The organism is Xanthomonas codiaei (assembly GCF_002939785.1).
GTDB lineage: Bacteria > Pseudomonadota > Gammaproteobacteria > Xanthomonadales > Xanthomonadaceae > Xanthomonas > Xanthomonas codiaei.
In genome coordinates, this window is sequence record NZ_MDEC01000020.1 from 1 (window position 1) to 18,764 (window position 18,764).

General features: G+C 65.6%; 24 protein-coding genes. 7 read left to right on the forward strand and 17 right to left on the reverse strand.

Annotation, left to right across the window (positions count from 1 at the left end):
• Nucleotides 1-276: 276 nt before the first annotated feature.
• Complete coding sequence (gene mdtD, locus XcodCFBP4690_RS14275; RefSeq protein ID WP_104541786.1) at nt 277-1,698, reverse strand: multidrug transporter subunit MdtD; 1,422 nt, start codon at nt 1,696-1,698, stop codon at nt 277-279.
• Between mdtD and XcodCFBP4690_RS23290 the strand changes: the two genes are divergently transcribed.
• Both XcodCFBP4690_RS23290 and XcodCFBP4690_RS14280 read left to right on the forward strand, forming a co-directional pair.
• Entirely contained in the window at nt 1,697-1,822 is a 126-nt protein-coding gene (locus tag XcodCFBP4690_RS23290) for a hypothetical protein (protein ID WP_279628113.1), read from the forward strand. The genes mdtD and XcodCFBP4690_RS23290 overlap by 2 nt on opposite strands.
• Nucleotides 1,823-2,138: 316 nt before the next feature.
• Nucleotides 2,139-3,677 carry a helix-turn-helix domain-containing protein gene (locus XcodCFBP4690_RS14280; protein WP_104541788.1) on the forward strand — a complete coding sequence of 513 codons (1,539 nt, stop codon included), beginning with the start codon at nt 2,139-2,141 and terminating at the stop codon, nt 3,675-3,677.
• Here the strand turns inward: XcodCFBP4690_RS14280 and XcodCFBP4690_RS14285 are convergent.
• From XcodCFBP4690_RS14285 to XcodCFBP4690_RS23440, 7 genes are all read right to left on the reverse strand, one after another.
• Nucleotides 3,674-5,458 (reverse strand): hypothetical protein, encoded by a 1,785-nt coding sequence (locus XcodCFBP4690_RS14285; protein ID WP_104541790.1) that lies wholly within the window; start codon nt 5,456-5,458, stop codon nt 3,674-3,676. The genes XcodCFBP4690_RS14280 and XcodCFBP4690_RS14285 overlap by 4 nt on opposite strands.
• Nucleotides 5,459-5,498: 40 nt before the next feature.
• On the reverse strand, nt 5,499-6,185 hold the full coding sequence (locus tag XcodCFBP4690_RS14290; protein ID WP_104541792.1) for a glycoside hydrolase domain-containing protein: 687 nt from the start codon (nt 6,183-6,185) through the stop codon (nt 5,499-5,501).
• Nucleotides 6,186-6,241: 56 nt separating this feature from the next.
• A complete protein-coding gene (locus tag XcodCFBP4690_RS14295; RefSeq protein WP_208622747.1) occupies nt 6,242-7,297 on the reverse strand; it encodes an NUDIX hydrolase in 1,056 nt (351 codons plus the stop codon).
• A gap of 4 nt (nt 7,298-7,301) precedes the next feature.
• Nucleotides 7,302-7,781 carry a hypothetical protein gene (locus tag XcodCFBP4690_RS14300; protein WP_244183662.1) on the reverse strand — a complete coding sequence of 160 codons (480 nt, stop codon included), beginning with the start codon at nt 7,779-7,781 and terminating at the stop codon, nt 7,302-7,304.
• 152 nt (nt 7,782-7,933) lie between these two features.
• Nucleotides 7,934-9,004, reverse strand: coding sequence for a hypothetical protein (locus XcodCFBP4690_RS14305; protein WP_104541796.1), 1,071 nt, complete (start codon nt 9,002-9,004; stop codon nt 7,934-7,936).
• A 19-nt stretch (nt 9,005-9,023) separates the two neighbouring features.
• Nucleotides 9,024-9,371 (reverse strand): hypothetical protein, encoded by a 348-nt coding sequence (locus XcodCFBP4690_RS14310; RefSeq protein ID WP_104541798.1) that lies wholly within the window; start codon nt 9,369-9,371, stop codon nt 9,024-9,026.
• A 72-nt stretch (nt 9,372-9,443) separates the two neighbouring features.
• On the reverse strand, nt 9,444-10,052 hold the full coding sequence (locus XcodCFBP4690_RS23440; RefSeq protein ID WP_430523612.1) for a RebB family R body protein: 609 nt from the start codon (nt 10,050-10,052) through the stop codon (nt 9,444-9,446).
• Here XcodCFBP4690_RS23440 and XcodCFBP4690_RS23445 point away from each other — a divergent pair.
• Nucleotides 9,966-10,361, forward strand: a complete 396-nt coding sequence (locus XcodCFBP4690_RS23445; RefSeq protein ID WP_430523613.1) for a hypothetical protein — start codon at nt 9,966-9,968, stop codon at nt 10,359-10,361. The two genes, XcodCFBP4690_RS23440 and XcodCFBP4690_RS23445, sit on opposite strands and share 87 nt — an antisense overlap.
• A gap of 10 nt (nt 10,362-10,371) precedes the next feature.
• Here XcodCFBP4690_RS23445 and XcodCFBP4690_RS14325 read toward each other — a convergent pair whose 3' ends face one another.
• The 9 genes from XcodCFBP4690_RS14325 to XcodCFBP4690_RS14365 form a co-directional block, all read right to left on the reverse strand.
• Nucleotides 10,372-10,707, reverse strand: coding sequence for a hypothetical protein (locus tag XcodCFBP4690_RS14325; RefSeq protein ID WP_104541804.1), 336 nt, complete (start codon nt 10,705-10,707; stop codon nt 10,372-10,374).
• A 106-nt stretch (nt 10,708-10,813) separates the two neighbouring features.
• Nucleotides 10,814-11,092, reverse strand: a complete 279-nt coding sequence (locus XcodCFBP4690_RS14330) for a RebB family R body protein (RefSeq protein ID WP_022973268.1) — start codon at nt 11,090-11,092, stop codon at nt 10,814-10,816.
• A 54-nt stretch (nt 11,093-11,146) separates the two neighbouring features.
• Complete coding sequence (locus tag XcodCFBP4690_RS14335) at nt 11,147-11,413, reverse strand: RebB family R body protein (RefSeq protein WP_101361696.1); 267 nt, start codon at nt 11,411-11,413, stop codon at nt 11,147-11,149.
• 30 nt (nt 11,414-11,443) lie between these two features.
• Complete coding sequence (locus XcodCFBP4690_RS14340; RefSeq protein WP_064507351.1) at nt 11,444-11,713, reverse strand: RebB family R body protein; 270 nt, start codon at nt 11,711-11,713, stop codon at nt 11,444-11,446.
• A gap of 38 nt (nt 11,714-11,751) precedes the next feature.
• A complete protein-coding gene (locus XcodCFBP4690_RS14345) occupies nt 11,752-12,039 on the reverse strand; it encodes a RebB family R body protein (protein WP_064507350.1) in 288 nt (95 codons plus the stop codon).
• Nucleotides 12,040-12,841: 802 nt separating this feature from the next.
• The gene (gene hemE, locus XcodCFBP4690_RS14350; RefSeq protein ID WP_104541806.1) at nt 12,842-13,906 is read right to left on the reverse strand and encodes a uroporphyrinogen decarboxylase; all 1,065 of its coding nucleotides are present in this window, start codon (nt 13,904-13,906) and stop codon (nt 12,842-12,844) included.
• 14 nt (nt 13,907-13,920) lie between these two features.
• Nucleotides 13,921-14,172 carry a WGR domain-containing protein gene (locus XcodCFBP4690_RS14355; RefSeq protein WP_005995035.1) on the reverse strand — a complete coding sequence of 84 codons (252 nt, stop codon included), beginning with the start codon at nt 14,170-14,172 and terminating at the stop codon, nt 13,921-13,923.
• A gap of 372 nt (nt 14,173-14,544) precedes the next feature.
• A complete protein-coding gene (gene aroB / locus XcodCFBP4690_RS14360) occupies nt 14,545-15,657 on the reverse strand; it encodes a 3-dehydroquinate synthase (RefSeq protein ID WP_104541808.1) in 1,113 nt (370 codons plus the stop codon).
• Nucleotides 15,654-16,196 carry a shikimate kinase gene (locus XcodCFBP4690_RS14365; RefSeq protein WP_104541810.1) on the reverse strand — a complete coding sequence of 181 codons (543 nt, stop codon included), beginning with the start codon at nt 16,194-16,196 and terminating at the stop codon, nt 15,654-15,656. Before XcodCFBP4690_RS14365 ends, aroB begins: the two co-directional genes overlap by 4 nt.
• A gap of 205 nt (nt 16,197-16,401) precedes the next feature.
• Here XcodCFBP4690_RS14365 and pdxH point away from each other — a divergent pair, with 205 nt between their 5' ends.
• From pdxH to XcodCFBP4690_RS14385, 4 genes are all read left to right on the forward strand, one after another.
• On the forward strand, nt 16,402-17,001 hold the full coding sequence (gene pdxH / locus XcodCFBP4690_RS14370) for a pyridoxamine 5'-phosphate oxidase (protein ID WP_104541812.1): 600 nt from the start codon (nt 16,402-16,404) through the stop codon (nt 16,999-17,001).
• Entirely contained in the window at nt 16,998-17,453 is a 456-nt protein-coding gene (gene aac(6') / locus XcodCFBP4690_RS14375; RefSeq protein ID WP_104541814.1) for an aminoglycoside 6'-N-acetyltransferase, read from the forward strand. Before pdxH ends, aac(6') begins: the two co-directional genes overlap by 4 nt.
• Before the next feature lie 93 nt (nt 17,454-17,546).
• Nucleotides 17,547-17,963, forward strand: a complete 417-nt coding sequence (locus XcodCFBP4690_RS14380; protein ID WP_104541816.1) for a YjfI family protein — start codon at nt 17,547-17,549, stop codon at nt 17,961-17,963.
• A 9-nt stretch (nt 17,964-17,972) separates the two neighbouring features.
• The gene (locus XcodCFBP4690_RS14385) at nt 17,973-18,743 is read left to right on the forward strand and encodes a PspA/IM30 family protein (protein ID WP_104541818.1); all 771 of its coding nucleotides are present in this window, start codon (nt 17,973-17,975) and stop codon (nt 18,741-18,743) included.
• Nucleotides 18,744-18,764 lie beyond the last annotated feature (21 nt).

Here is an 18,764-nt window from a genome sequence, read left to right on the forward strand (position 1 = left end):
CCGTGACCGCGCGCTCGGACGAAGCCGCCGAACCGGCCGCGCAGCAAGCCGGTTTCGACAGTTTCCTGCGCAAGCCGCTGACCGGGGACATGCTCGCCGACACCATTGCCGAAGCGCTGCGGCGCGCTCGGCTGCGCGAGGATGGGTAGACATTAGCGCTCGACGTGCGCGGTACAGCGTTGTAGCGGCAGCGCTGGCACGGCGAAGGAAAGAACTTCCATCCAGGATCGACAGCCATGCCGCGGAGACGCGCGTGTCACCGCGGCATGCACTTCACTACTCGGCAACCGCTTCGACCTCCTTCGGGTGCGGTCGTGTCTCGGCCAGCTGCCAGAAAATCAGCGTGGATGTCAGGGTGATGCCGCCCACGCACAGGAAGGTGGCATGCAATGCAGCGGTGGCGCCGTGCGTATCGCCCAGGTGCGTGTTGAACGCGGCCAGCAGGCTGCCGGCTGCCGCCGCGCCGAAGCCGGTTGCCAGCATCATCACCATCGACAACAGGCTGTTGCCGGGGCTGGCCTGCTCGCGGTCCAGGTCGCGCAGGGTGACGGTATTCATGACGGTAAACTGCAGCGAATTCACCCCGCCGAAGCAGGCCAGCTGCAGCAGCCGCACCCACAACGGTTGGCCGGCCTCGATCAGCGCGAAGCTGGCCATCGCCAGGCCCACCAGCACGGTGTTGACCATCAGCGTATTGCGGTAGCCGAAGCGCCCCACCAGTTTCACCGCCGCGCGCTTGGCGGCCATGCCGGCCAGCGCCACCGGCACCATCATCAGCCCGGCGTGCATGGGGCTCATCTCCAGGCCTACCTGCAGCAACAACGGGATCAGAAACGGCATCGAGCCGCTGCCCACCCGTGCGAACAGGTTGCCCAGGATGCCGATGCGATAGCTCGCCACCTTGAACAGCGCCAACGGAAACAAGGCATTGGCCGCGGTGCCGGCATGCAGCCAGTAACCGGCAAGCGCGGCCAGCCCACCGATCGCCAGCAACATCACGAAGGCATGGCGCATGCCAGGCTCGGCGATGCCGTCCAGCGCCAGCGACAAGGCCACCATGCCGAACGCCAGCATCAGATACCCCACCAGATCGAAGCGCTTGCGCGCGTCGCCGTAATGGTCCGGCATGATCTTCAAGGCAGCGATGAATCCGAGGATGCCGATCGGCAGGTTGATCAGGAACACCCAGTGCCACGACGCCACTTCCACCAGCCATCCGCCCAGCGTCGGGCCGATCAGCGGGCCGATCAAGGCGGGAATGGCGATGAAGCTCATTGCGCGCAGGAAGTCTTCGCGAACCACCGTCTTGAGCACCGCCAGCCGCCCGACCGGCAACAGCATCGCACCGCCGATGCCTTGCACCACGCGCGCGGCCACCAGCTGCGGCAGCTGATGCGCGACGGCGCATAGCAGCGAGCCCAGCGTGAACACGATGATGGCGGCCAGGAAAGTACGCCGGGTGCCGAAGCGGTCGGCGATCCAGCCCGAGGCCGGGATGAACATCGCCACCGCCAGTGCGTAGCTGAAGACCACCGACTGCATCTGCAGCGGGCTTTCGCGCAGGCTGCGCGCCATCGACGGCAACGCCGTGTTGACGATGGTCGCATCCAGCATCTGCATGAAAATCGCCAGCGACACCAGCCACAGCAACGGCTTGGCGTCGGCATAGGCACGCACGGCGGGAGCGGGGTGGGGCATGGGCATCGCCATCGGAAAGATTGCGCAGTATCTGCTGGGTACTGTGCAGGAAGTCGCAACGCCATGCATCACGCCGTTGCATGAGCCCGCCGCAGCGCTGCATGGCTGCAGCGGCGACGAGTGAGACGCGTCTCACCCAATCGAATCGTGGATGGACCGGGTGCCACGAATCGTCGGGACAGGGCAGTGGTGGCGTGTTAATGCCCGATCAGGCTTGCAACATGCGGTCGATTCGCAGGCGAATCCGTTGCCCCTCCACGGGGCCAGCCACCGCAAGCGAGGAGCGTCCCTGGTTGTGGCGGATCGATCGAAGGCAGGCGAGGCGCATTGGACCGCAACGCGGAATCGACCGGTGGAGCGTTGCCGACGGTCTGGTCAGGGATGGCGCGACTTGGGTATGGCCGCCTTCCGAGCGCGCCAGTATCAGGTCGAACACACCCATGGAAAAACAGGTCTTCGAGGTATTGCAGCGTGCCTATCTCCCGGGCGATCCCCTGGCAGAAATGCTGGGAAAGATCGCTGTCGAATTGTCGCGGAGCGGGAGTGCGAGTGGTGCGGCGTGCGGGTTTGTCGCAATCGAACATGGCGGTCTATCGGCTGTGGATCTGAAGCAGGCGCACACAACGATCACGCGGTGTTTTCCCGTCCGGCATGCCCGGCACGTGCTCGGCACCTTGAACGTGGTGCCCGCCGAGGGCGGGTTGACTCCGCAGGCGGAGAGGCTGTGCGAGCAGGTCGCCACGTATTGCGGGTATCTGATCAAGCGCGACGCCGCGCGCGCGTTGGCGCAGGAGCGGTTCGGTCGATCGACGTCGATCGTGGGCGTGAGCGAAGAGGTCTGGGCGATCGACACCTTCGTCGAGCACGCGGCGTACAGTGCCTTGCCGGCCATCGTGCGCGGCGAGTTCGGTACCGAAAAGGAACAGGTGGCGATCCTGCTGCATGCCGCTGCGCCCTGGCGCGATGGGCCGTTCGTGGCGATCGATTGCAGCGCTCCTGCCGACGCGCCGGCCGCATGGTTCGAGCGCGCAACCGGAGGAACATTGTTCCTGCAAGGTGTGGACGAGCTCGACGACGCCTTGCAGCGCCAGTTGGCCGGTCAGCTTCGGGGTCGCTGCAGTACCTGGTCTGCGTTAGGCAGCGAGGACTTGCCCCGAATAGTTGCCTCCACGACCGCCGATCCATCGCGCCGCGTGCGCGCCGGACGCTTTTCGCGGGCGCTGCTCTCGCAACTGGATGTCCTGTCGTTCGAGCTCGCGCCGTTGCGCAAGCGGCGGGCGGACATCGGCTTTCACGTCGAACGCGTGCTGGATCGGCAGGGATTGGATCACGGTCAGGTGGTCACTGAGGCGCTGATGGACGCCCTGATCCACTACCCATGGCCCGAAAACCTCCAGGAACTGGAGCGGGTGGTGCTGCGGCTGGCGGTCATGACCGCTGGCAGGCCGGTGGGGGTCGCCGACATTCAGCGCCACGCACCGCGTCTGTTGGAAGGCCGGGACTACGAATCGCAGCGCGATGTGCGCTCAGCGATGCCATCGCAGGCCGATGTTCCGGTCAAGCCAACGCCGCCGGAAACCCCGGTCGACTGGATCGCCGGCCTCCCGCACCGCCCCGGCCAACGTCTGGCCAGCCTGCACGACGCACTGCGGCGCGCCCTGGTGCATCTGGGCGAGCACTACGCCGATCCGCTGACCCTGGGCGATCTGGCCCGGCAGGCGCACGTCAGCCAGTCGCATCTGGGCTTTTTGTTCCGCGACGAACTCGGTACCCCGTTCAAACCGATGCTGCAGCAGCTCCGTATCGAAAAGGCCAAAGAGCTTTTGCATCGGCAACCGAAGCTGCGCATCACCGAAGTGGCGCTGAAGGTCGGCTTCGGCGACCTGAGTCATTTCGAGAAGAGCTTCCGGCGACTGGTAGGGGTAAGTCCGCGTGAGTTCCGTAACGTCGGTGCCCAGGTCGGTGCGTCACCGGTCTAGGCGTCGGGTAGCAGCGTCTTGATGGTTTCGTGCTGCTTGGACAGCAGATCACGCAGCACGAACTCTCCGATCAGCGCAGCGGCCGCCTTGCGCTGACCGTCGATGTCCAGCAGCGCTGCATATGCATTGGCTGGATCGGACGCGCTGGAATAAAACGGTGCCTGCGCGTCGGTGGCGGTGGTGAGAGTCAAAAAGGCGATGGCTGTTTTTGCGAACGGCGGTTTTTTGTGTTTGACGAACACCACCAGTGTGCACTCGTAGCTGAGCCCTCCTACCCGTGGCGTGTTGTGTGGTTGGGCCAGGACCTGGACGTCCTCGCCAAGCCAGCGTCCGACCGCTTGCTCGAATGCGGCAATGTCCAGCCCTCGTAGCTGTTTGTGGGTCACCCGTGCCACCGCCGCCATGTCGACGCCGGAAAAGCGCAGTTGGTCGATCGCCAGATAAGGGCTCTGGGCGAGGATGCTCATCAACCGTAGATCATCGCTGGAAGCGGCCGAAAGCACGACCGGCCCAGTGAAGGATGCCGACAGTAGCGTGAGCAGGGTGCCGGTGCCGTAGCGTGCGGCCTGGATGCGTGTGCGCGTGGCATCGGTGGGTTGCCCGTTGACGTAGTCCGGTGCGGCTCCCAACGTACGTGCACGCACCGATGCCATCAAAGCGTTCACCAGCGCGGTGGCGTCGTCGCCAACTTGCCCGACGTGTCTCCCCGCCATTTCATTGAGCACATCTTGAAAATGTGGTAGCTGCGCTTTGGAGGCGTACCAGGCGTGGATGGCGGCCACGCGCTCGCGTCGCTTGGCCTCCTTGTGTGCGCCCAGTGCGAGCGGGTCGCTGGCGATCTCGCACAACATCAGCAGATTTTCGCGCAGATGATAATCCAGGTCCGGTAACGGCAATTGCCAGCGCTCCTGCGCGCCGCCAGCAGTGGCGATGGTCAGGTGGCCGTTCTCCATCTCCGACCAGATCGCGATCGCTTCGATCGTGTCGCGGCGCGGCAGGCTAACGTCGATCAATTCCATCAGGATGCCGCGTGGACTGGCCGGTTGCGTAACAATCCGGTCGACATAGGTTTCCATGAGGTTGGCGTGCCAGGTGTAACCGAGGCGATAGAGCACGAACGGCTTGATTCCGTCATTCAGCACGATCCCTGGCGGGGATGGTTTATCGCGCTCGCCGATCGTGGCGATCTCCACGCCGGTATAGGCGGACAGGCCGGTACGGTCACGCTCGAAGACGCGGCGCAATGTCTGCGGCGCGTCACAGGTGACCAGACACCTCACGTCGACTGTGTTCGGACTCCATTGCGCGCGTGGAATGGGGTAAAGCTGTTCCGACAGCGGAGATTCGAGTGCCGTCAGCAGACCAAGCTCGAAGGCGATGAGGACGCCGGCCTTCTTCATCTCATCGACGACGATGTCTTCGACTTCCGCATGCAGCGCATCCTGCACGGACGTGGGAAGCCAGGGGTCAATCGCGACCTGCGTGTCCCAATCCGAGCTTCCCGAATCGAACAGGTGCTGGTCCTGCCCTTGCAACAGGTCCATGCATGCTGTGAATGCATTGCCGCCTTTGATGTAGAAACGTGCCAGCGGCTGGTCGCCGCGCAACATGAATCGCTCGCGCACCGCGATGCATAGACCCGCGATCCGATCCTGGATGGTGCCCAAGGCCTGGATCACTGCAGCGCGCACGTTGGGATAGCGCGCCGCGTCGTTGATCCGCTTGGTCAACTCGCCGCTGATCGCACGGCGCAGTTGTTCTTGTTCGGAAGATTCCTTCATGGCGTGGCCTCGGCTCGCAACGGGTGGAGGATGCGCTTGCTCAGGGAGCGCTTGGATCTGCGGCGTCGGAGTAAGTGAGGTCGATCTGCAGACCATCGCAGGGCGTCCCCGGCAGCGAAAGCACCGCGTTCTGTTCGCACTGCCAAAGCGCGGCATGCGCATAACCGCAGCCCGCTGGATCGCATGCGTTCAACGTCTGAATATCGCCGGCGTAGGTGTGGGTATTGGCATTGGCGACGCGCCAAGCCCAGATTTGCAGCGCCGGCCCCGGCGCGAGTGCGGCAACCAGGCTGGCGGCCAGCACGTGCGAGCAGTACAGGCCTGGCGCATAACCCGCAGCGACCAGTGCCGCGATCCAGGCGCGGATGTAGACGATTGCATCGGGACTGGGGGAGCTGCCGTCTTCCCAGTCCAGATAGACCGTCGCCCCAAAGGGAAAGCCCTCTTGATGGGCCAGGGCGGCCGCGTTTGCGCCGTCTAGGCTGCCCTGTGCTGCAGTCACGGTATGCGAGCCCGGCCCAGTGGTCTGCTGGCCCAGATAAACCGGCGCCAGCCCCCACCCATTGGCGACCAGTGTTGGCCGCCATCCCATCCAGCCAGTGTCGGCATGGCTAGGTGCCGGCGCCAGGTAATAGCCGCACCATGCCAGGGAGGTATTGGCCTTCAACCAAGCGAGCGCGGGCAGTCCAGGAAAGCGGTCGGTGTCAAAGCCGAGGTGGAACGTCATGGTGAAACTCCGCGTCTATAGAGTGGTGGTGGAGCAAGAAATCCAGTAGCGAGCAATCAACGAAGGGATTGCAGATGCAGTGCGATCAGCTCGTACCAATCGATGGCCTGGCGTCTGCCTCGCTGCCAGCCTCTGTCATGCCTGCTCGGAGAGGGCGCGTCGGGCAGTGGTGGATAGGCAATGCCGGCCTTGGCGTAGGCCGCTTCTTCGATAGCGGAGCGCGTCAAGAATTGATAGGCGCCTAGATGTTTGGCCAGTTGCGATTTATTGACGCGTTGCACACACGCAAGCTCCCAATCGCAGACTCCACTGCCGTTTGGTCGATTGACCCCGACGCGTGGAATAGTCGCCTGATTGATGGATGTCACGATGGCATCCAGATCAAGTTTGGTAAAGAAGCACGCCAGCCAGAACGACTGACCTTGTGTGTCGGTCAATTTGACGGGTGGATCGCCTGGGAAGTGACTCACATTGTCGAGCGAGAAACCGGTCTCCTCGGCAAATTCGCGCCGCGCCGCTGCCTCGACAGATTCGCCGCCGTGGATGCCGCCACCGGGCAACGCCCATTGACCCGCTTGGTTGACGATGCCTGGTGGCTGGGAGACTGCCCAGCTGCCGATGTCAGACGCGATCGAGTTGGCCTGCGCGCGCGGCGTATTCCATTGCAGGGGATTGTCGACGGCAGCGGCGATGCTGGATGCAAGCGCATCGGTATCGCATCTGATGCTCGGAGCGAGCGCAACGCCGTTGCCACGTGCAATCGTCACATCAATGAGGTTTCTGATGGCGAACAGCGTGTTGTCGGCGATCATTTTTCCGTCGGGACTGGTGATGCACGCGTCCCTTGCGATCTTGAGAGCACTTGCTGCATCGGGAAAGACAGCGATGCCGTCAGAAAAAACTCCATTTGCCGCTTGGTAGGCCGCACTTAGCCCGGCATGGGCGGTGTTCCAGTTCTGCACTGGATTTGCATTGATCTCGCAGACCACCGTCAATGCTTCCACTGCCAGCACCGGTGCCGCATATTCCGCCCACCACCGATTGAGTATGCGTTTGCGCGCGATCAGATAATGGCCGGCCCTGTCCGACACCGCCGCATAGACCTGTGGCATGCCATCAGCTCCGATCTGGCGTCGATTGGGGCGACCCATTGGGTGACAGCGAGTTGGGTATGCCGGCGCTCATCGCCTGCTCGGCCTGCTGCTGCGTGGCGGCAACCGCGGCGGCGGCAGCCTGGTCGGCCTGCTGCAGTGCCTGGTTTGCGCTGTCGACCGCCTGATTGTTGCCGGCTGCGGCGGTCGCCGCGGTCGCGGCCTGCATGGCCGCCCGCACCGCCATATCGCTGGCCGCCATCGCCTGGTCGATCTGGGCTTGCGCCGCCTTCAGCGCGGCTTCGATCTGCGACGATCCTGATGGTTGCACCGTGGTGGCTGGTGTCGGGTTCGGGGGCGTGGGCTGGGTATCGTCGGACATCTTGGTGTCTCCTGCAGTGGAAGCGGAATGGATCGGCGCGAGGTCATCGGTACGCGATGGCTGTATCGGCGCGGCGCGTGGTGCGGCTTGGGTTGGGTGCTGCGCTGCGAGCGCGCGCAGCATTTCGCCCAGCGCGTGTTCGGCTTGCGCCATGCCCTGGCGGGCGGCCGCCAAGGCAGCGGCGCGACCTGCATGCACCGCGTCGCGGGCCGCGTCGGCGGCGCTGACGACAGGCGGGGCCTGCTCGGTGGTCGCGGGGAGCGAACTTGATGCGTTCACTCCGAGTCCTCCGTTTCCGCAACCTGCGACGCACTACTGGATGCAGGTGTGGCACCGAAATCGCGCAGCGAGATGACGCCGCCGTTGACCTGCAGCACTGCGGCCAAGGCGTCGCTGTGCATCGCGAACGTGCAGCTGTTGCCATCCTGGCCCAGTACGCCGCGGCTGGGCCGGTTGGCGGCCAGGAATGCCGGCGCAGACTGCACGTAGAGGCCGATCGCGTCGCTCGCCGCCTGTTCGCCGCCCTCGCCGCGGTAGCGGGTGTGCTGGACGATCTGCTGGGCCGCCAGCGATAGCCGGGCGAAGCCGATCTGGCGGCCGCGCGCCAGCCACTCGGCAACGCTGCGTTCGACCTCGCTGGGCGAGGGCAGCCCCTGCAGCTGTGGACAATCCAGCGTGCCGAACAGCTGCGGCAGGAGGGTCTGCAGCGCCGAGGCCGCCGCATGCGCGCGTTCGTCCGCAGCGGCGATGTTGGCGGTGCAGGCCAGATAGAAGCGGTAGTAATCGCAGAATTCCAGCGGCGTGCGCGCCTGCTCGACGGCGAATGCCGCCGCTTCCTGCTGCAGTGCCGGCGTCACGTCGGCCGGCGGCGGGTCGGCGGCCAGCTGGCGCAGTGCCAGGCTTTCTTCCAGATCCAGCGACTGGAACACCGCAGCGCCATCGACCTTCAATTGCGCCAGCAGGCTGCGGCCTGCGGCCAGGTCGCTTGCGGTGTACAGGGCATTGTCGCGGAAGATCCGCTGCAACTGCGCCTTGACCACCGAGCCCGTATCGCCGGCTTCGGCCTGCGCCAGCGTGCCCAGGTCGGTCGGGCTCAAGCTCATCAGCTTGACCGGGCTGACCTTCAATTCCAGCTGCGGCAACAAGGCCAGGCGCGAGCCGTGCAGGCCTTGCTGCACTTCGTCGAGCAAGCTGCTCTCGTCGGGAAAATCGTAGCGCACGCCGGGCGACTGGATCGCCCAGGCCAGCCATTGCGTGCCGCCATCGATGAAGGCCAGGCACTGCCTGCCCAGCGTGGAGAGCATGGTCGGCATCGAGATCAGGCGGCCTGCGATTGAAACGGACATTGCATGACTCCTTGTGGATTCAACCGGCGGGGAAATTCTTCAGTACCAGGCCGGCCGCCGAACCGATCTTGGCGAAATCGTCGGTGGCGCTCTGCATCAGCGACTGCGCCTGGGTGAGCGCGGTGACGTACTTCGCGTCGCCGGTCGCCAGGTACTGCGCCATCGCCACGCCGACCGCGGTGGTTGCGATGGTCGAGACATTGCGCAGTGCGTCGGTGGCGTCCTGCACCGCGATGGCCGTCGATTGCGCCACGGATTGGTAGGCCTTTCCGGCCCCGCTGGTCAGCACGACCTGCGGGCTCATGGTGGCCATCTGGGTCTGGTTGATCACATCGATGACCTGGGCATTGACCTTGCTCGGTTCCATCTCGGCTCCCGTGGATTGATCGGCGGCCTGGCAATGAGGCCTGGTGGTGAAACGCGCCCCTACACAGACGGTTTATGGCGGAGGCGGCGTTGCAGGTGCAGATGCAGATGCAGGCACAGATGCAGATGCAGGTGCAGCAGGAGCAGCAGGTGCAGGTGCAGGAGTGGGTGCGCCAGCAGCTGCAGCTGCGGGTGGAGCTGGGGGTGGAGCAGCAGGAGCATCAGCAGTGGCAGCATCATTGGGGGCGGCGCCGGGGGCGGGGGGAGTGGCAGGCAGCGGCGGCGGTACGCTCAGCGCATGCACTTCCATGAGATCGGCGGTCGCGGTTGCGGCGTCGGCCGAGGCGCCTTGTGCCTGGGTCTTCAACACGTCGACGGCCATCTTCGCTTCCGCCGCTGCAGCAGCGATCAGCGCTGCCGGTGGGGGAGGTACAGGCGGTGGGCCAGGCAACGGCGCAACGGTCGGCGCTGGCCCGGGTGGTGCAGGCGGGGGCGGTGGCGCAACCGGAAACGGTGCCGAGATCATCTTGGCGCAGGCCGCGGTGATCGCGGCGGCATTGATCATGCCGGCGCCCTGCTGCCGATTGACGGCGTTGTGCATCGCCATGCCCAGCGTTTCCAGCATCACCGCATCGAGCATGGCCAATGCCTGCGCAGGGGCCTGACCGGTGGTCAGGGTCACGATGCTGCTGACCGAGTCGACGATCTGGCTGTTCACGGTACTGTCGTCGATCATGACGAAGTCGCTCCCTTCTGGATGATCAAGGCAAGGATCTGGGTGAGTGCGGCATCGGCGAGCACCTGTCCGCGTTGCTGGCTGGCGACGGCGTTTTCCATTGCCAGCGCGATGGAATCCGACAACGCCAGATACGTTGCCCCCATCGCGAAGGCCGGCGCTTGCCCAATGGCCAACGCTGCACCTGTTGCGGCAGTGCCGACCAGGCTGGCGACGCTTGCGGCACGCGCGCTTGGCTGCATGGAGGGGCACTAGCGTCGGCTTTCTAGGCCAACGATGGCCTGCGCTGTTCAACGCCGGCCGACGCAGAGAACAGAACGGTATTCTGAGGCTCGTGTCTGGCTGCGTATTGCAAGGCCACGCCATCGGGCACGCGTTCCACAAATGCAAAATTGCCGTGTGCCACGTCGATCACGCTGTCCAGCTTCTGGCGATACACCAAGGGCTGCACACCGGGAATCAATGGAAGAATTCCGTCGAACTCGACGTTCATCACCGCCTTCTGGTGTGGCGCAAACGTCGCCACGATGGTGCGGCCCCGAATCAGTCTCACGACGACGTCCAGGGTGTTGGATGTGGGGATATGACGTAGTTGCAGCATGAGGCGTCCTTTCTCGATTCGACCAGCCAGATGCGTGGAGGTGACGAGGGCATCGCGTATCGAACCAGGCGCCGCTCACACGCTGGCAGCGGCGCCTGGCCGTCGATCACCGAAGCCCGGCGCTGAGAATTTCCCGGGTGGCCACACCATCGGAGGCGGTGTCGATCGAGTACAGGGTGGACACGCCCTGGGTGGTCGATGCCTGCATCGTCACGTAGGACTGCTGCTGATTGTTGGTGGCGTTGTGCGCAGCGTTGGACAGCGCCTGGCTGGTGGCGACGAACAGGTTGCCCATTGCGATCGCCGGCGCATCGCCGAGGACTTTGGTGTTGACCTGCGAAACGGAATCGGTGATCTGGCTGTTGACGGCGGTCGGAAAGGCCATGGTGATAGCTCCTTACAGGGTGGTGGAAGAACGAAGACGCTGCGGCGTTAGCGGTTAGCCGAGAATCTTCTTGGTGGCGGCGCCAGTGGCGCCGGTATCGAGCGAATACAGCAGCGAAACGCCCATGGTGGTTGCTGCCTGTGCGGTCACATACATCTGTTGTTGCGCGAGTGTTGCGTTGTGGGCCGCGTTTGCCAGCGCCTGGGCGGTGGCCTGGTACAGATTGCCCATGGCTGCGGCGGGCGAGCTTCCCAGCACCTGCAGGTTGGCCTGGGTAACCGAGTCGGTGATCTGGTCGTTGACGGCGGTGGGAAATGCCATTGGTGGATGTCCTTGGCGTCAGCCTGGCCGTTAAACGCTCAGGATCTGCTTGGTAACGACGCCGGTGGTCGCGGTGTCGATGGAGTACAGGGTGGCCACGCCCATGGTGGTGGCCGACTGCGCGGTGACATAGCTCTGCTGCTGCGCGTTGGTCGCGTTGTGGGCGGCATTGGCCAAGGCCTGGGCGGTGGCCTGATAGAGGTTGCCCATGGCGATGGCCGGGGCGTCGCCAAGCACCTTTGTGTTGACCTGGGTGACGGAGTCGGTGATCTGGTTGTTGACTGCAGTGGGAAATGCCATTTGGTGCTCCTTGGTGGACGAAGGTCAGCGCATCACGTTCAACCCAGGCCTTTGACGCCTGTGCTCAGAATCTGCTTGGTCGCCACTCCGGTGGTGGCGGTATCGATGGAGTACAGCGTGGCCACGCCCATGGTGGTGGCCGATTGCGCAGTGACATAACTCTGCTGCTGCGCATTGGTCGCGTTATGTGCCGCATTGGCCAGCGCTTGTGCGGTCGCCTGGTAAAGATTGCCCATGGCGATGGCCGGGGCATCGCCCAGCACCTTGGTATTGGCTTGTGTGACGGAGTCGGTGATCTGGTCGTTGACGGCAGTTGGAAAGGCCATGCTTTTCTCCCTGATGGACGGATGATTGAAGCGCTGGAACAAACGTGACGGTGTCGAGGTTGTGCAGGCGGCTTTGCCTGCCTGGAGATGTATCGCAGTGGCACCGCATCACCGTGGAGACACAGTAAATCTCCTTGGTCCGGGAAAATTGGTTTAAACAACGGCAATGCCGGGCTTATCGACGTGAAGCCCGATCCGCTTTAGAGCGGTGTGCGATCCGATGACGCGTTTTGGAACGGCGTGCGGTGAATGTAGTGGGGAATCGCAAAGCGGATTACAGAACGGCCACGCAGAACGGACGAGTACAGGCTGCTCTTGACGCAAACCAGGAAGGCTTGCGTCCGCCTGGCGATTCTTTTGCAGCTGGCAATGGCCAGCCGCCACGCTATCGGTGCCCTACGAACTCCCAGTCCACGCGTTCCAATGAATGGCCGCGTTGCTGTTGGGCTCGGTGTGCATCAGGTCGGTGACGTCGGCAAGGCACACGCCCACTGCCACACATCCATTGGTGTGGCGAGATACATCCAAGGGAATCGGGCGGGAAGGCCGCATCTGGAGCGGATGCAGGCGCGATGCAGATGGAGGCATGCAGGCTGGGCCTGCTATCCCCGGAGAATGCTTTCGTCATTGCGCCGCATGCGTGGCAGCGCGGCGGCCTGGCAGCATCGGCTACGTACCGGCGGTGCTGCCCAGCCATTGTCGACGCAGCCACCCCGTCATCACGCTCGGCGTGGGCTACCCGGGTGCAAGCGCTGAGCGGCAGTCGACAGCACACCGGTGCGCTGTCGACCCGTGTGTTGCATTACCGCCTGCTCAAACTCTGCACCGCCTCGACCAGCACGCCCACGTGCTCCGGATTCATATCCGGCGACATGCCGTGGCCGAGGTTGAACACGTGGCCTTCGCGCGAGCCGCCGTTGCCTTCGGCATAACTGTCCAGGGTCTTGCCGACTTCGGCTCGGATCGCCTCGGGCGAGCCGTACAGGGTGGCCGGATCCAGATTGCCCTGCAGCGCGACGCGGCCGCCGGCGCGCTGGGCGGCGTCGGCCAGCGAGATGGTCCAGTCCACACCCACCGCTTCGGCGCCGCTGGCGGCCAGCTCGCTCACATAGGCGCCATTGCCCTTGCCGAACAACACCAGCGGGGTGCGCTCGGCCCCGTCGCCGCGCTCCAGCTCACGCGCGATGCGGGTCAGGTAGGGCAGCGAGAATTCGCGGTACATCGCCGGCGACAGCACGCCGCCCCAGGTGTCGAACACCTGCAATGCCTGCGCGCCGGCGGCGCGCTGCGCGGACAGGTAGGCGATGACGGCATCGGTGACGGTGCCGAGCAGCTGATGCAGCACATCCGGCGCGTTGAAGGCCATTGCCTTGATGCGTGCGTATTCCTTGCTGCCGCCGCCTTCGATCATGTAGCAGGCCAGCGTCCACGGGCTGCCGGAGAAGCCGATCAAGGGCACCGCGCCATCCAGTTCGCGGCGGATCAGGCGCACCGCGTCCATCACGTAGCGCAGCTCGGTTTCCATGTCCGGCACGCCCAGGCGGGCGATGGCGGCCGCATCGCGTACCGGGTGGCGGAACTTGGGGCCTTCGCCTTCGACGAAGTACAGCTCCAGGCCCATTGCATCGGGGATGGTCAGGATGTCGGAGAACAGGATCGCCGCATCCAGCGGAAAGCGCTGCAGCGGCTGCAGGGTCACCTCGCAGGCGATCTCCGGGTTCTTGGCCATGCCCAGGAAGCTGCCGGCGCGCGCGCGGGTGGCGCGGTACTCCGGCAGATAGCGGCCGGCCTGGCGCATCAGCCACACGGGGGTGCGGTCCACGGGCTGGCGGTTGAGGGCGCGCAGCAGGCGATCGTTCTTGAGCATGGGAAGAAGTGTCCTCAAAGCGGCGCGTCGGCGCCGCCGGTGATGAGTTGGAAGCCGCGTTTGAGCTGGGTGTCGCGGGCCTTTTCGAAGGCCCGGTCGGCCTCGTCCTGCAGCAGGTACTGGTCGCGTCGCAATTGCGTGCGCCCGCCGATCTGGCCGCTTTCGCGCAGCAGTTCCCAGCCACCGAACAGATCCGGTTGCAGGGTCAGCTGGACATAGCGGAGCGGCTCGTTACCGCCGGAATCGTGTTGCAGAAGGATACGCATGGCGCCGATTGTAGCCGGGCGCTGCTGAAGGCTGGGAGGCGGTGGGCGCGCCGGGTTACTCCGGTTGCGAAGCTCCAGCGGGCAGTGCTGGCGATTCGTGCGGTGGATGTCAGCAGGCCGGCGCGTTGAGCGGCGGCGATCCGCCGCGCTGGTGAAAGGCTGGCGCCGCGGTGGTGGATGGGCGCTCCGCTTCGTGCGCGCAGGCGATCGGCACGCAGGCACGGCGCAGGAGCGCATTCGGGCGCGGCAGAGCGTTACCGGTCATGCCCGATCGCGCCCTGGTGCGCTCCTGCAAAAGAGTGAGCGTCGGGGCGATCGACGGCAGTTGCGTGCGGCCATGCAGCGTGCCGTGCCTGTATTGGCAGGCGGGCCTCAGCCGGCCAGGATCTCCCGCACCGCGGCCTCGTCCACATCCGGCACCACTTCGGCCTTGCCGATGCCGCGCCACAGTACCAACCGCAGGCGTCCGGCCACGTTCTTCTTGTCCAGGCGCATGCGGCCGAGCAGCGCATCGGGCGACAGCCCGGGCGGGATCTCGGTGGGCAGGTCGAAGTCGCGCAGCAGGGCGCGCAGCGCCTCGGTATCTTGCGCGGTGCTCATGCCCAGCGCCGCCGACAGGCGCGCGGCCAGCACCATGCCCACCGCCACCGCTTCGCCATGGTTGAGGTTGTCGTTGCCGGGCGCGCCGTAGCCCTGTTCGGTCTCGATGGCGTGGCCGAAGGTGTGGCCCAGGTTGAGCAGGGCGCGCTCGCCTTTTTCCAGCGGGTCGCGCGCCACGATCTCGGCCTTGTGCTCGCAACTGCGGGCGATCGCCTGCGCCAGCGCGGCGGCATCGCCGTCGAGCAAGGCGTGGCGCTCGGCATGCAGCCACTGGAAGAACAGCGGGTCGCGGATGGCGCCGTACTTGATCACCTCGGCCAGGCCGGCGCGCAGCTCGCGCGCGGGCAGGGTGCGCAAGGTGTCGGTATCGGCGATCACCGCGCGTGGCGGATGGAACGCGCCGACCAGATTCTTGCCCTGCGGGATATCCACCGCGGTCTTGCCGCCCACCGACGAATCCACCATCGCCAGCAGGCTGGTGGGCAGCTGCACGCAGTCCACCCCGCGCATCCAGCAGGCGGCGGCGAAGCCGGCCAGGTCGCCGACCACCCCGCCGCCGAGCGCGAACACGCAGGCGTCGCGGGTGGCGCCCAGCTCGGCCAGCGCGGCGATGGCGGCGCCGAAGTTGTCCAGGGTCTTGGAGGCTTCGCCGGCGGCGATCACCAGCTCGCCCAGTAGCAACTCCGGGCGTGCCTGCAGCAGCGCGTTGCGCACGCCGGCTGCGTAGTGCGGAGCCACCTGCGAGTCGCTGAGCAGCAGCACGTGGCGGCCGCGCACGTGGCTGGCCAGGCGTGCGCCATCGGTCAGCAGTCCGGGGGCGATGGTGATGGTGTATGGCGTCGCGCCGTCGACATCGACGCTGCGCGAGGAACGGGGAAGTGTCATGCAGGGGTACTCGACATGCGCCATTGCGCGGCCAGCCGCAGCACCAGCTGCGCGGTGGCCTCGTTGGGGGAGAAATGATCGGTTTCCAGCGTGAGGTCGGCGACCTCCTGGTACAGCGGGGTGCGCTGTGCGGCCATGCTGTGCAGCACCTGCTCGCGGTCGGCGCGCTGCAGCAGCGGACGATTGCGGTCGCGCGCCAGCCGGGTGAGCTGCGCCGGCACGCTGACATGCAGGTAGACCACGAAGCCGCGCTCGCGGATGCGCTGCCGGTTGCGCGCATCCAGCACCGCGCCGCCACCGGTGGAAATCAGTTTGTTGTCCTGTTGCAGCAGCGCCTGCAGCGTCTCCGCTTCCAGCTGCCGGAAGCGGGCTTCGCCGTGCTGTTCGAAGATGGCCGGGATGCTGCTGCCGGCCTGCTCGACGATGGCCTGGTCCACATCCACGAAGTCCAGCCCGAAGCGCTCGGCCAGGCGGCGGCCGATGCAGCTTTTTCCGGCGCCCATCGGGCCGACCATCACGAGATTGGGAGCGGGGTTCATGCGCACCGATCCTAGCATTCACGCCCACGCACGGGGCCGGTTGCGGCGTGGTGAAACCATTTCTGCCTGCGCGCTGCCCGCGCTTGCCAGGATGCGCGTGGCAACGCAGCGGACGCCGCGGTCATCGCAGACCGCGGGTGTGGCAAGGGGACAAGCGCACGCGATGCGCCCACAATGGACGCCCATCCTGCTGCCACGCACCGACATGCCCGATCTGTACGCAGAAGCCCTTGCCACCTTCACCGCGCTGTATGCCGAGGCGCACGACAGCGCCGAGCTGGAAGCCAGCGCCATGACCGTGGCCACCGCCAATGTGGACGGGCGCCCGAGCGCGCGGACCGTGCTGCTCAAGGCCTTCGATACGCGCGGCTTCGTGTTCTACACGCATCTGGACAGCGCCAAGGGCCGCGACCTGCAGACCCATCCGCAGGCGGCGCTGCTGTTCCTGTGGCGCAGCCTGCGCGAAGCCGGCATCCAGGTGCGCATCGAAGGCGGCGTGCAGCTGGTGAGCGCGGACGAATCCGATGCCTATTTCGCCTCGCGCCCGCGCATGAGCCAGATCGGCGCCTGGGCCTCGTTGCAGTCGCAGACGCTGGGCTCGCGCGCTGAATTCGAGGCGGCGATCGCCAAGGTGGAAGCCACCTTCGAAGGCCGTGACGTACCGCGTCCGGATGGTTGGGGCGGCTTCCGGGTGGTGCCGCAGGCGTTCGAATTCTGGTACGGCGCCAAATTCCGCCTGCACGAGCGCTGGCGTTACGAAGCCGATGCGGCCAGCCACTGGACCAAGCGGATGCTGTATCCATGAGCGCGCAGGCCGGGTGGAGGGTGCGCGCGGCGGTCGCTGCCGATGCACAGGCCTTGCTGGCCTTGCGCCTGGCGTTGTGGCCGGATGCCGACGATGACCTTCACGACCTGCAGGCCGCACTGGCGCAACCAGGGTCCAGCCACCTGTTGGTGGTGGACGAGGCGGATGCGGAGCTGGGGTTTGCCGAGGTGTCGGTGCGCCACGACTACGTCAATGGCACCGACAGCGCGCCGGTGGGCTTTCTGGAAGGCTGGTATGTGATGCCGGCCTGGCGCGGCCGCGGGCTCGGTCGTGCGCTGGTGGCAGCGGCGGCCGAATGGACCCGGGATCGGGGCTGTGCAGAGCTGGCCTCCGATGCGCGGCTGGAAGACAGCGGCGCCCAGGCGGCGCATGCGGCGTGCGGTTTCGAGCCAACTGAACGGGTGGTCTACTTCCGCCTGCCGCTTGCCTGACCAGCGGACGTGCTGCCCTTTCTGCCGATCGCAGACAGTCTGTAGTATGTCCGCCCATCGCTTGACCACCGTTTCCAAAGGACAGGACTTCGTATGACGCAGTACACCACTGTCGAACTGCACGGCCTGCTGGCCGAGCGCTACCGCGGCCAGCCGATCGAGGTCGAACTGATCGACGGGCTGGAGCCGGCCATCAACCTCACCCTGGCCGACCACGGCGACATGCAGATCCAGGTGGCCGCATCCGGGTCGCAGATCTTCGTCTCCACGCTGCTGGCGCATGCCGACCAGGTCAACGACCGCGCCGCATTCAACGATGCCTGCCTGCGGCTCAATCCGCTCAATCCGCTCTCCAACCTGGGCCTGGTCCAGGTCGACGGCAAGGACAGCTACGTGGTGTTCGGCGAGCTGTCGGCCTCGTCCACGCTCGACCAGATCGACGAGGAAATCCAGACCCTGGCGGCCAACACGCTGGACGCCGCCGAATCTCTCAAGCCGTTCTTTTCATAAGGCGTTGTCATGAGTATTTTTTCCAAGCTGATCACGCTGCTGCGTGGGACTGCACATGAAACCGGCCAGAAGGCCGTCGATGCCAATGCATTGCGCATCCTCGACCAGGAAATGCGCGATGCCGGCGCCCAGCTCACCCGCTCGCGCGAAGAGCTGACCAAGCTGATGGCGCAGAGCAAGCTCGCCCAGCAGAAGATCGACGCGCGCGCCGGCAAGATGGCCGAGTACACGCGCTACATCGAAGGCGCCCTGGCCAAGAACGATGAGGCGCTGGCGCACGACGTGGCAGTGAAGCTGGCCGCGCTGGAAAGCGAGGACGCCGGCGACAAGGCGTCCAAGACCGCGCTGGACCAGTCGGTGGCCACGCTCAAGGCCACCATCCAGAAGACCGAAAACCAGCTGCGCGGCATGCGCCAGCAGATCGATACGGTCAAGGCCACCGATGCGGTGCAAAAGGCGCAGGCCGCCATCGCTGCGCGGCATTCCGGTGCCAGCAGCAAGATGGGCTCGGCGCTGGAATCGCTGGAACGCATCAAGGCGCGCCAGGCCGAAACCTCCGCACGCATCGAATCGGCCGAAGAGCTCGAGGCCGCCAGCGGCGACGGCGATCTCAACCGTCGTCTGGCTGCCGCCGGCCTGATGGAGGGCGAATCCAACGCCGCCGCGGTGCTGGCCCGCTTCAAGAAGCCGGCTGCGCAGCTGGGCCATGAGAGCGGCGGCAGCGCGCCGTTGATCGGCCAGGTGCGCGACGTGCAGCAGGTTCCGCGCAGCGACAGCTGACCCAGCGCCACGGCACGGGAC